Here is an 11331-nt window from a genome sequence, read left to right on the forward strand (position 1 = left end):
CGACGAAGCGGCGGTAGCCGTGCTCCAGGAAGCCGGAGGCGAAGAGCACGAAGCGCGGGGGCTTGGTGCCCGCCTGGGTGCCGAAGAGGATGCGCGGCTGCTTGCCGCCGCGGATCGGGTGCGGGTGGGAGGCGACGATCTCGCCGAGGAAGGCGTTGAGCCGGCCGGTGGGGACGCGGGTCTCCCAGCCCTCGATCGCGGTCTCGATCGCGGGGACCAGCTTCTCCATATGCCGGCCGGTGAGGGCCGAGACGTTGACGCGCGGGGCCCAGGAGATCTGCGCGAGCTCCGTCTCGATCTCGCGCTCCAGGTAGTAGCGGCGCTCCTCGTCGAGGGTGTCCCACTTGTTGAACGCGACGACGAGGGCGCGCCCGGCCTCCACCGCCATGGTGATGATGCGCTGGTCCTGGACGCTGATGGACTCGCTGGAGTCGATCAGGACGACGGCGACCTCGGCCTTCTCCACGGCGGCTGCCGTACGCAGCGAGGCGTAGTAGTCCGCGCCCTCCTGGAGGTGGACGCGACGGCGGATGCCGGCCGTGTCGATGAACTTCCAGGTGATGCCGCCGAGCTTGATCAGCTCGTCGACCGGGTCGCGGGTGGTGCCGGCCTGCTCGTTGACGACGACCCGGTCCTCGCCCGCAACCTTGTTCAGCAGGGAGGACTTGCCGACGTTCGGGCGGCCGATCAGGGCGATCCGGCGGGGACCGCCGAGCGCGGTGCCGAACTTCTGGGCCGGGGCGTTCGGCAGGGCCTCCAGGACCGCGTCCAGCATGTCGCCGGTGCCGCGGCCGTGCAGCGAGGAGACCGGGTAGGGCTCGCCGAGGCCCAGTGACCACAGGGCGCTGGCGTCCGCCTCGCCGCTCTGGCCGTCGACCTTGTTGGCGCAGAGGACGACGGGCTTGCCGGCCCGGCGCAGCAGCTTGACGACGGCCTCGTCGGTGTCGGTGGCGCCGACGGTCGAGTCGACGACGAAGACGACCGCGTCGGCCGTCTCGATGGCGTACTCGGCCTGGGCGGCGACGGAGGCGTCGAGGCCCAGCACATCCTGCTCCCAGCCGCCGGTGTCGACGACCTTGAAGCGGCGTCCGGCCCATTCGGCCTCGTAGCTGACGCGGTCGCGGGTGACGCCGGGCTTGTCCTGGACGACGGCCTCGCGGCGGCCGATGATCCGGTTCACCAGGGTCGACTTGCCGACATTGGGGCGGCCGACGATCGCGAGCACGGGGAGCGGGCCGTGACCGGCCTCGTCGAGGGCGCCCTCGACCTCCTCGGGATCGAAGCCTTCCTGCGCGGCGAGCTCCATGAACTCCGCGAACTCGGCATCGCCAAGTGCTCCGTGCTCGTGGCCCGAGCCGTCGGAGTGAATCTGGTCGTTCATGAAGTCCGTTCCTCTTTACATCATCATCGATGGACCGCGATCAGCGCGGTCCACTACTCAAGTCTCGCCTATCGCCCGGTGAGGCGCTTGGCACTTTCCAGGTGCGCGGTCAGCTTCGCCTGGATCCGCAGGGTCGCCTCGTCCAGCGCCTTGCGCGTACGCCGCCCGTCACCGGCGCTCGCGTCGAACGCGTCACCGAAGACGACGTCGACCCGGCCGCGCAGCGGGGGCAGCCCCCGTACCAACCGTCCGCGGCGTTCGGTGCTTCCCAGGACGGCGACGGGGACGATGGGCGCCCCGCCCCGTACCGCGAAGTACGCGAGTCCGGCCCGCAGCGAGGCGAAGTCTCCCTCGCCCCGGGTGCCCTCCGGGAAGATCCCGAGGACGCCACCGTCCTCCAGTACGCCGAGCGCGTGGCTGATGGCGGTGCGGTCGACGGTCGTACGGTCCACCTCGATCTGGCCGATCCCGTGCAGGAACGGGTCGAGGGGGCCGACGAACGCCTCCTTCTTGATCAGGAAGTGCACCGGCCGGGGTGCGGTGCCCATCAGCATCGGTCCGTCGATGTTGTGGGAGTGGTTCACCGCGAGTATGACGGGTCCGGCGGCGGGCACGCGCCACGCGCCGAGGACCCGGGGCTTGAACAGCCCGTACATCAGGCCGATGCCGATGGACCGCCCGACGGCCGCTCCGCGCCGCGTGGGCGCGCCTGTGGCATCGCTCACGCGGCGACCCGCTTCCCCTCGACGAGGGTGACGACGCACTCGATGACCTGCTGGAGGGTCAGCTCGGTGGTGTCCACCTCGACGGCGTCGTCCGCCTTGGCGAGCGGCGAGGTCTTGCGGCCGGAGTCGGCGGCGTCCCGCTTGATCAGGGCCTCACGGGTGACGGTCAGGTCGGAGCCCTTGACCTCGCCGCTGCGGCGGGCGGCGCGGGCCTCCGGGGAGGCGGTGAGGAAGATCTTGAGGTCGGCGTCGGGCAGCACGGTGGTGCCGATGTCCCGGCCCTCGACGACGATGCCGCCGGTCGCGGCCGCGGCGATGGAGCGCTGGAGCCCGGTGATGAGCGTGCGCACCTCGGGGACCGCGCTGACCGCACTGACCTTGGAGGTGACCTCCTGGGTGCGGATCGGCCCGGCGGCGTCCTCGCCGTCGACGGTGATCGTCGGGGCGGCGGGGTCGGTGCCGGAGACGATCACGGGCTTGGCGGCGGCGGTCGCGATCTCCTCCGGGTTGCTCACGTCGATGCCGTTGTTCAGCATCCACCAGGTGATGGCCCGGTACTGCGCGCCCGTGTCCAGGTAGCTCAGGCCGAGCTCGGCGGCGACGGCCTTGGAGGTGCTCGACTTGCCGGTGCCCGAGGGCCCGTCGATGGCGACGATCACGGAGGGGCGTGCGGTTTCCACGGTGGTGGACACCTTCCTGGTACACGGGGCGGGGCGGACGGGCCTGGGGGCGGCCTCGTACCAGGTTACCGAGTGCCGGACGCGCCCTTGTACCCCGTACGGGGGTGGCGGCGCCCCGCCGCGCGGGACCGGGGTCAGCCGCGGATCGACCAGCCCCGTTCCTGGAGTGCCGCGCCGAGGACCGGGGCGGCACTGGGCTCGACCATGATCTGGACGAGGCCCGCCTGCTGGCCGGTGGCGTGCTCGATGCGGACGTCCTCGATGTTGACGCCGGCCCGGTCGGCGTCGGCGAAGATCGCGGCCAGCTCGCCCGGCTTGTCGCCGATCAGGACGGCCACGGTCTCGTAGGCGGTGGGGGCCGTCCCGTGCTTGCCGGGGACCCGGACACGGCCCGCGTTGCCGCGCCGCAGGACGTCCTCGATGGCGTCGGTGCCCGCGCGCCGTTTCTCCTCGTCGGTGGAGTGCAGGCCGCGCAGCGCGGTCACGGTCTCCGCCAGGTCGGCGGCGACCCCGGCGAGGACGTCGGCGACCGGGCCGGGGTTGGCGGAGAGGATCTCCACCCACATCCGGGGGTCGGACGCGGCGATCCGGGTGACGTCGCGGATGCCCTGGCCGCACAGGCGTACGACGGTCTCGTCGGCCTCCTCCAGCCGGGCGGCGACCATCGAGGAGATCAGCTGCGGGGTGTGCGAGACGAGGGCGACGGCCCGGTCGTGGGCGTCGGCGTCCATGACGACGGGGACGGCCCGGCACAGGGCGACCAGCTCCAGCGCGAGGTTCAGCACCTCGGTGTCGGTGTCCCGGGTCGGAGTGAGGACCCAGGGGCGGCCCTCGAAGAGGTCGGCGGTCGCGGCGAGCGGCCCCGAGCGCTCCTTGCCCGCCATCGGATGCGTACCGATGTACGGGGTGAGGTCGAGGCCGAGCGCCTCCAGCTCGCGGCGCAGGCCGCTCTTGACACTGGCGACGTCCAGGTAGCCGCGGGCCGCCCCGTCGCGCATCGCGGTGGCGAGGACGGCGGCGGTGTGCGCGGGCGGAACGGCGACGATCGCCAGATCGACACGGCCCTCCGCGGGCTCGTCCGTACCGGCGCCGAGCGCGGCCGCGGTGCGGGCGGAGGCGGGGTCGTGGTCGACGAGGTGCACGTGCACACCCCGGCCTGCCAGCGCGAGGGCGGCGGAGGTGCCGACGAGCCCGGTTCCGATGACGAGGGCGGTTCTCACTGGGCGATGTCCTTGCGCAGGGTGGCGGTGGCGCCGAGGTAGACGTGGCTGATCTCGGCACGCGAGAGGTAGGTCTCGACGTGCACGAGGATACGGACGACCCGGGGCATGGCCCCGTCGATGTCCAGCTCCTGGGCACAGATCAGGGGTACGTCGACGATGCCGAGGCCGCGGGCGGCGGCAGCCGGGAAGTCGCTGTGCAGGTCGGGGGTGGCGGTGAACCAGATGCTGATGAGGTCGTCGGCGACGAGCTCGTTGCGTTCCAGGACGGCCGTCAGCAGCTCACCGACCCGCTGATCCATGTGCCCGGACTCGTCCCGGTCCAGCTGGACGGCGCCCCGGACCGCTCGTACCGCCACGTCGTACTCCTCGCTCTTCGCTGCTCGTCGGCGCCTCCGGGTCCGGCGCTCCGTGGCGCGGCCGGCTGCTCACCTCAGCCTAGGTCGGCCGGGGCGGACGCGATCACGGTGTTCCGTCCGTGAGACGGGTGGTGACGTGAGACGGGTGGTGACGTGGGACGCACGCCCGCGTCGATGAGGTGCGTGTACCGGCTCGATGTCGGCCGAATCCGCCCCATCTGCCACTCGGGCGGGCGCACGGTCCGCCCGGTTGCTTCGCCTGGAGGCCCGCCGCCGCCACGATGGCCAGTGTCCACCGCACCACGCCTGCCATCGGAGGAGAGCCCATGAACGCACGGCGAAGGACGGTGCTGGCCGCGGGAGCGGCGGGCGCCGCAGCCCTGGCCACCGGCTGCGGATCCTCCGACGGGGACGGTGGCGGGGACACCACCGGCACACCGACCACGTCGGCAGGAGCGACGGACGAGGCCGCGGACGGGGCGTCGCCGGGCACTTCGGACGGCGTGGAGCTGGCCGGGACCGGGGACATCCCGGTCGGCGGCGGCACCGTCTTCAAGGAGCGGAAGGTGGTGGTGACCCAGCCGGAGGAGGGCGAGTTCAAGGCGTTCTCCGCCGTTTGCACCCATGCGAGCTGTCTCGTCTCGACGGTGAGCGACGGCACCATCAACTGCCCCTGCCACGGCAGCAGGTACAGCATCACGGACGCGGCGGTCGAGGCCGGCCCGGCGCCCCGGCCGCTGCCCGCCGAGCGGATCAGCGTCTCGGACGGAACGATCCGGCTGGGCTGAGGGCGGGCCCGAATATCCGGGGCGCGGCGGCCGCCGCGCCCGTACCCTCGCGGGCATGATCACTCCTGCCGACGAGGCTCTCGTACGCGACCACACGGTCTACGCGTGCGTCATGGGCTCGCGCGCCTTCGGGCTGGCCACCGAGGACAGCGATACGGACCGGCGCGGGGTGTTCCTCGCGCCCACCCCGCTGTTCTGGCGCTTCGAGAAGCCGCCGACGCATGTCGACGGCCCCGCGCCGGAGCAGTTCTCCTGGGAGCTGGAACGCTTCTGCGAGCTGGCGCTGCGGGCCAACCCGAATGTGCTGGAGTGCCTGCACTCCCCGCTGGTGGAGTCCGTGGACGGCACCGGCCGCGAGCTGCTGGCACTGCGCGGGGCGTTCCTCTCCCGGCTCGCGCACGGCACGTTTGTCCGGTACGCGCAGGGCCAGCGGAAGAAGCTGGAGGCGGACGTACGCGTGCACGGGGCACCGCGCTGGAAGCACGCGATGCATCTGCTGCGGCTGCTGACGAGCGGCCGGGACCTGCTGCGTACGGGCGAGCTGCGCATCGATGTCGGCGAGGCCCGGGAGGGACTGCTGGCGGTGAAGCGGGGCAAGGTGGCCTGGCCGGAGGTGGAGCGCCGGATGAACCTCCTCGGCGAGGAGAACGACGAGGCGGCGACCCGCTCCCCGCTGCCGCCGGAGCCCGACCGGGCTGCCGTGGAGGACTTCCTCGTCCGGGCCCGGCGGGCCTCGGCCGATCGCGCTCCGGGGCGGTCCGGGCTCACACCGTCCGGGGACCGCCCGACGCGGCCGTGAGCTCGGCCAGCTTCCGGAACTCGCCCAGGCCGTAGCCGGCCAGCGCGGAGTCGAGGTTGGTCAGCGCCCCGAAGTGCTCGATGAATCCCTGAGGGTCGTATGCGACCTGCAGGGCGACGCGGCTCGACGTGTCGTCGAGCCGGTGGAAGGTGCCCACTCCCACGTGGTGGACTCCCTCGGTCGTCTTCCAGGCGATGCGGTCCTCGGGAACCACCTCGGTGAGTTCCGCGACGAAACGCTTGTCCGCGCCGGGCAGCGAGAGCTGCCAGGCGAAGCGCCGCTCGTCGATCGGATCGACGCGCTGGACATGGCTCAGGAACCTCGGCCACTGGGTGACATCGCTCCACAGCGCCCAGGTGACGGCCACGGGCGCCTTGATGTCGACGGTCTCGACGAGTGAGGAGGACATGGACAACCACCAGACCTTCTGTACGACAGCGGGTTCCGCTCCCTCGTACCCGGTCGCTATCGGCTCACCCGGGGAAACCTCGCCCGATGAAGCGGCGCGTCGAGGCGCGTGATCGATGGCAGTACGGATCCTTCGATCCCGTGATCGTCCTCGGCATCGTTCTCCCGGCGACCGCCCCGGACCGGTCCGCCTGCGGTTCCCCGGGGCCGTCGGTGACGTTGGTCATGGCTCAGGCGTCCCAGAGCGCGGCGAGGGACAGCAGGTCGCTGCGGTACTCGATGCGCTCGGACCATTCCTTGGGCCAGGCAGCCGCACCCAGGTGCGCCCCGGCCAACGCTCCGGTCAGGCAGGCGATCGAGTCGGAGTCGCCCCGGGTGCAGGCGGCGCGGCGCAGGGCGGTGACAGGCTCCTCGGGGAAGAGGAGGAAGCAGTGCAGGGCGGAGGCGAGGGCTTCCTCGGCGATCCAGCCGTCCCCGGTCCGCTCGCACGGGTCGGTCTCCGGCGACGGGTCGCGCAGTGCGTCCTGGACGCTTCCCAGCGCGGTCAGGCACTCGTCCCAGCCACGCTGGATGTACGCCTGCGGGGTGGCGTCGCCCGCGTGGCGCCAGAGGTCGCCGAGCCAGCGGGTGTGGTAGCGGCTCCGGTTGTCGTAGGCGTAGCTGCGCAACCGGCCGATCAGACCGAGGGGTTCCGCGCCCTGGGCGAGCAGGAACACCGCGCGGGCCAGCAGGTCGGAGGCGGCCAGAGCGGTGGGGTGGCCGTGGGTGAGGGCGGCCTGGAGCTGGGCGGCCCCGGCGCGCTGCTCCTCGCTGAGGCCGGGGACCAGACCGACGGGGGCGACCCGCATGTTCGCGCCGCAGCCCTTGGAGTGCGTCTGGCTGGCCTCCTGCCAGACCCGGTCGAATTCGAGCAGGCGGCAGGCGGTGAGGCAGGTGTTGCCGGGGGCCCGGTTGTTGTCCGGCGAGTGGTACCAGGCGACGAACTCCTCGCGGACCGGGCCCACCAGCCGTTCGGGGGTGAGCAGTCCGCTGTCCATGGCGGTACGGATGGCACGGCCCAGCGCGATCGTCATCTGGGTGTCGTCGGAGACGACGGCAGGCGTCAGCAGGGGCAGCTGCCGCCAGGGGCCGAACTTGGCGAGGATCGAGGGCACGTCGTTGAACTCGGTGGGGAAGCCCAGGGCGTCGCCGAGCGCGAGCCCGGTCAGCACGCCGGTGGCCGCCTGCTTGGTGAGGGGAGGGGTGGCGATGGTCATCTCTCGTCCTTCCGGTGTCATCCGTCTCGTCCTTCCGGTGCGGAGTACGACGGGTCTGCGGGGGCGTCCGGCCGTGGCGGGCGCAGGAGCGGCGGGTGCAGGGCGGTGGCGTCGCCCGCCCGGTGGAGGGCGGCCGGTTTGCCCCGTCCGCCGGTGCGGCGCGGCGGGCCCTCGACGGCCTGGACGAAGCCGGGTGCGTTCAGGACCTTGCGCCGGAAGTTGGGGCGGTCGAGCTCGACGCCCCAGACGGTCTCGTAGACCTGCTGGAGCTCGCCGAGGGTGAACTCGGCGGGGCAGAACGCGGTGGCCAGGCAGGTGTATTCGAGCTTGGCGCCGATCCGGTCATGGGCGTCGGCGAGGATCCGGTCGTGGTCGAAGGCCAGCGGTCCGGCGGAGCCCGCGTCCCACCAGCGGGCGCTCGCCGCGTCGCCGCCGCCGCGCGGTTCGGGCAGATCCGGCAGGAGTACGGCGTACGCGACGGAGACGACCCGCATCCTCGGGTCGCGGTCCGGGGCGGTGTAGGTGCGCAGCTGTTCGAGGTGGAGGGCGCCGACGGTGCCGGGGCCGAGGCCGGTCTCCTCGGCGAGTTCGCGGCGGGCCGCGTCGCCGGCGGACTCGTGGGGCAGGAGGAAGCCGCCGGGCAGCGCCCACCGGCCCCGGAAGGGCTCCTGGCCACGTTCGACGAGCAGCACGTGCAGCCGGGCCTCGCGGACGGTGAAGACCGCGAGGTCGACGGTGACCGCGAACGGGGCGAAGGCGTGCGGGTCGTAGCCTTCGGGGGCGGGGGGGCTCATCGCTTCTCCGGGAGGGGTGCGGCGAAGTCCCATCCGGTGGCGAGGAGTTCGTCGACAGCGGTGACAGCGGCGGCGAGCCGCGTCTCGGGCGGGCCGGTGATCTCGATGAACCGTCTTCCCGTGCGCGCGAGTTCGGCACGGAAGCGGTCGGTCACCCAGGGGCGCAGCTCCTCGCCGTCGCGCAGTCCGTCGTCCTCGAAGGCGACGCCCTCGTGGTCGGTGAGCAGCCACAGGTGGTGGGCGGCCCGGTCGGCGACCTCCTCGACGAGCGGGTTGCGGCCGCCGACGTACCGCTCGTGCCAGACGGTGGTGGCGAAGGAGTCGGTGTCGCAGAAGAGCACCGGGGAGCCGGCGCGGGCGGCGGCCTCCTCCCGGTCGTTCTGGGCCCGCGCGATGAGCGGGAAGTCGCCGGTGGTGAAGGTGACGTCCTCCCAGGCGGCCCCGGGCCACCGCTCGCGCAGGGTGGCGAGCTTGTGTTCGCTGTACTCCCGCCCGTACTCGGCGACGTACCCGGTGCGCGCCCATACCCCGCCGCGTGCGCGGTAGTGGGCGGCGAGCGCCCGCGCGAGGGTGGTCGTGCCGGTGGACTCCGCGCCGAGGACGACGACGCGGCGGGCGAGGGCGGCCCGCACGGGCGGCCGGAGGAAGTCCCAGCAACCGGCCGGGTCCTCGCGCACGGCGGTGCCGGAGACCGGGAAGAGGGTGCGGTCGGGGTCGACGAGGACGGACGCGGCGCCGAAACGGCGGCCGAGCTCCTCCCCGTACGCCTCCGAGGTGAAGACCGCGTCCACCCGCTCGGGAACGGCCGCGGTGAACACCGCCATGTGCGCGTCCCAGACCGCCGGGTCGGCCACGTCCATGTGCGTGTCGTCGACCGCGCCGACCACCGTGACGTCCGGATGGACCTCGCGCATCCAGGCGACCCGGTCGGCGAGCGGGACGGACTCCACGGAGGCGGCGCAGACCAGCACGGTCAGCCGTTCGCAGCGGTCCCGGGCGGTCCGGACCAGGTGGTGGTGGCCGGCGTGCGGCGGGTAGAACTTGCCGAGGACCAGGCCGTGTCCGTAACGCTTCACGCGGCGGCCACCTCCGGGGTCCGTGCGTCGCGTGCGGTCAGGTCGCGGTGCCAGTCGCGCAGGCCGACGAGGCAGAGCGCGAGGAACCCGGCGTACAGCAGCGAGGTCAGATACAGCCCCTTGTGGGCGTACAGCGGGATGTAGACCACGTCGGCGGCGATCCACAGCCACCAGGACTCCAGCCGCTTCCGGCACTGCCCGTACGTCGCCATCAGGGACAGGGACGTCGTCAGCGCGTCCCAGAACGGGACGGTGGAGTCGGTCGCCCGGGACAGCAGCAGGGTGATCCCCAGGGTCCCCACCGCCCCCGCCGCGAGCAGCCAGGCCCATTCGGTGCGGGTCGTTCTGCGCACCGGCAGGACGGAGGTACCCGGTCCACCCCCGTGGGTCCAGGTCCACCAGCCGTACGCGGCGAGGGTGATGAAGACGATCTGGAGGCCGGCGTCGGCGTACAGACCGGACTGGGCGAACAGCAGGATGAAGAAGACGTTGTTGGCGATGCCGATCGGCCAGTTGGCGAGGTGCTGGCGGGCCACGAGCCAGACGCACAGCGCCCCGCTGCCGAAGCCCAGCACCTCGGTCCAGCTGACCGGAGTGTCCAGGATCGTCACCAGGGGCTGTTGCAGGGGATCGAGTATGTCCGCGAGACTCACGCTCGCCTCCTTCTTAATAGTCACTCTGACTATAAAGGGTGGGCGGGGGCAGCAAAAGGCCCGCGGCCGGCTCTGTTCGAACTTTCCGAACAGATACCGGCCGCGGGCCTACGCGTGGGTTCGGGTGCGGCTAGAGGCCGACCTCGCGCATCAGCATGCCGACCTCGGTGTTGGTGAGGCGGCGCAGCCAGCCGGACTTTTGGTCGCCCAGCGGGATCGGCCCGAAGGACGTCCGCACGAGGCGCTCGACCGGGAAGCCGGCCTCGGCCAGCATCCGGCGCACGATGTGCTTGCGGCCCTCGTGGAGGGTCACCTCGACCAGGTAGTTCTTGCCGGTGTTCTCGACGACGCGGAAGTGGTCGGCGCGGGCGTAGCCGTCCTCCAGCTGGATGCCGTCCTTCAGCCGCTTGCCGAGGTCACGGGGCAGGGGACCCTGGATGGCGGCCAGGTAGGTCTTCTTCACGCCGTACTTCGGGTGCGTGAGGCGGTGGGCCAGCTCACCGTGGTTGGTGAGCATGATGATGCCCTCCGTCTCGGTGTCCAGCCGGCCGACGTGGAACAGCCGCGTCTCGCGGTTGGTCACGTAGTCGCCGAGGCACTGACGGCCGTCCGGGTCCTCCATCGAGGAGACGACCCCGGCGGGCTTGTTCAGCGCGAAGAACAGGTAGGACTGGGCGGCGACGGTCAGGCCGTCGACCTTGATCTCGTCCTTGTGCACATCGACGCGCCTGCCCTGCTCGACGACGATCTCGCCGTTGACCTCGACGCGGGACTGCTCGATGAGCTCCTCGCACGCCCGGCGCGAGCCCATGCCGGCCCGGGCGAGCACCTTCTGCAGCCGCTCACCCTCCTCCTCGGCACCCGGGTGGGTCTTGGGGAGGTTGATCTCGGGCTTGTTCGCATACCGGTCGCGGTTGCGCTGCTCGATCTTGGCGTCCAGCTCACGCGGGCGCGAGGGGGCGGCGCGGCGGAAACCACCACTGCGCCCGCTGCCGCCCTGAGCGGGCTTCGGGCCGCCCTTGGCACCGCCGCGGGCCGCCGAGCCGCGGCCCTTGCGGGGGCCGTCCTGCTCGGACCTGGCGCCGGGGGCGTCGTTGCCGACGTCGTAGCGGCGCTCCTCGGGGCGGGGACGGCGCAGGCGCTGCTCCTCGTCCCGCCCGCCCTGGTAGCTGTCACGCCCGCCCTGGTAGCT

Annotated in this window: 13 protein-coding genes; 2 read left to right on the forward strand and 11 right to left on the reverse strand. The window is 72.4% G+C overall.

The features are described 5' to 3' along the window. From der to aroH, 5 genes are all read right to left on the reverse strand, one after another. A partial coding sequence (gene der / locus B9S58_RS32720; protein ID WP_103535526.1) for a ribosome biogenesis GTPase Der occupies positions 1–1381 on the reverse strand: 1381 nt, incomplete at its 3' end. A 68-nt stretch (positions 1382–1449) separates the two neighbouring features. Then, the gene (locus B9S58_RS32725; RefSeq protein WP_103535527.1) at positions 1450–2106 is read right to left on the reverse strand and encodes a 1-acyl-sn-glycerol-3-phosphate acyltransferase; all 657 of its coding nucleotides are present in this window, start codon (positions 2104–2106) and stop codon (positions 1450–1452) included. Next, positions 2103–2798, reverse strand: a complete 696-nt coding sequence (gene cmk, locus B9S58_RS32730) for a (d)CMP kinase (protein WP_103535528.1) — start codon at positions 2796–2798, stop codon at positions 2103–2105. The genes B9S58_RS32725 and cmk overlap by 4 nt, the downstream gene beginning before the upstream one ends. Positions 2799–2920: 122 nt before the next feature. Beyond that, entirely contained in the window at positions 2921–4006 is a 1086-nt protein-coding gene (locus tag B9S58_RS32735; RefSeq protein ID WP_103535529.1) for a prephenate dehydrogenase, read from the reverse strand. After that, positions 4003–4365: a chorismate mutase gene (gene aroH / locus B9S58_RS32740; protein ID WP_103535530.1), complete on the reverse strand. Its 363-nt coding sequence runs from the start codon at positions 4363–4365 to the stop codon at positions 4003–4005. Before aroH ends, B9S58_RS32735 begins: the two co-directional genes overlap by 4 nt. Positions 4366–4691: 326 nt before the next feature. On the opposite strand from aroH, the gene B9S58_RS32745 reads away from it, so the two are divergent. Next, on the forward strand, positions 4692–5153 hold the full coding sequence (locus B9S58_RS32745) for a Rieske (2Fe-2S) protein (protein ID WP_103535531.1): 462 nt from the start codon (positions 4692–4694) through the stop codon (positions 5151–5153). A gap of 55 nt (positions 5154–5208) precedes the next feature. Beyond that, complete coding sequence (locus tag B9S58_RS32750) at positions 5209–5952, forward strand: DNA polymerase beta superfamily protein (protein ID WP_103535532.1); 744 nt, start codon at positions 5209–5211, stop codon at positions 5950–5952. Here B9S58_RS32750 and B9S58_RS32755 read toward each other — a convergent pair. From B9S58_RS32755 to B9S58_RS32780, 6 genes are all read right to left on the reverse strand, one after another. Continuing rightward, positions 5918–6361 carry an SRPBCC family protein gene (locus B9S58_RS32755; RefSeq protein ID WP_103535533.1) on the reverse strand — a complete coding sequence of 148 codons (444 nt, stop codon included), beginning with the start codon at positions 6359–6361 and terminating at the stop codon, positions 5918–5920. The two genes, B9S58_RS32750 and B9S58_RS32755, sit on opposite strands and share 35 nt — an antisense overlap. A gap of 229 nt (positions 6362–6590) precedes the next feature. Beyond that, a complete protein-coding gene (locus tag B9S58_RS32760; RefSeq protein ID WP_103535534.1) occupies positions 6591–7616 on the reverse strand; it encodes an ADP-ribosylglycohydrolase family protein in 1026 nt (341 codons plus the stop codon). A gap of 17 nt (positions 7617–7633) precedes the next feature. After that, a complete protein-coding gene (locus tag B9S58_RS32765; protein ID WP_103535535.1) occupies positions 7634–8410 on the reverse strand; it encodes an NUDIX domain-containing protein in 777 nt (258 codons plus the stop codon). Further along, positions 8407–9486, reverse strand: a complete 1080-nt coding sequence (locus B9S58_RS32770; protein WP_103535536.1) for an AAA family ATPase — start codon at positions 9484–9486, stop codon at positions 8407–8409. Before B9S58_RS32770 ends, B9S58_RS32765 begins: the two co-directional genes overlap by 4 nt. Beyond that, on the reverse strand, positions 9483–10139 hold the full coding sequence (gene pnuC / locus B9S58_RS32775; RefSeq protein WP_103535537.1) for a nicotinamide riboside transporter PnuC: 657 nt from the start codon (positions 10137–10139) through the stop codon (positions 9483–9485). Before pnuC ends, B9S58_RS32770 begins: the two co-directional genes overlap by 4 nt. A 130-nt stretch (positions 10140–10269) precedes the next feature. Next, positions 10270–11331 (reverse strand): pseudouridine synthase (locus tag B9S58_RS32780; protein ID WP_258045178.1); only part of this gene is annotated, 1062 nt, incomplete at its 5' end.

This window comes from Streptomyces sp. SM11, assembly GCF_002910905.1.
In the GTDB taxonomy this organism is placed as follows: domain Bacteria; phylum Actinomycetota; class Actinomycetes; order Streptomycetales; family Streptomycetaceae; genus Streptomyces.

Excerpts from the sequence above, each read along its gene's own strand:
- B9S58_RS32745 (WP_103535531.1), top strand. The coding sequence starts at position 4,692 with ATGAACGCACGGCGAAGGACGGTGCTGGCCGCGGGAGCGGCGGGCGCC.
- B9S58_RS32750 (WP_103535532.1), top strand. The coding sequence starts at position 5,209 with ATGATCACTCCTGCCGACGAGGCTCTCGTACGCGACCACACGGTCTAC.
- B9S58_RS32755 (WP_103535533.1), bottom strand. The coding sequence starts at position 6,361 with ATGTCCTCCTCACTCGTCGAGACCGTCGACATCAAGGCGCCCGTGGCC.
- B9S58_RS32760 (WP_103535534.1), bottom strand. The coding sequence starts at position 7,616 with ATGACCATCGCCACCCCTCCCCTCACCAAGCAGGCGGCCACCGGCGTG.
- B9S58_RS32765 (WP_103535535.1), bottom strand. The coding sequence starts at position 8,410 with ATGAGCCCCCCCGCCCCCGAAGGCTACGACCCGCACGCCTTCGCCCCG.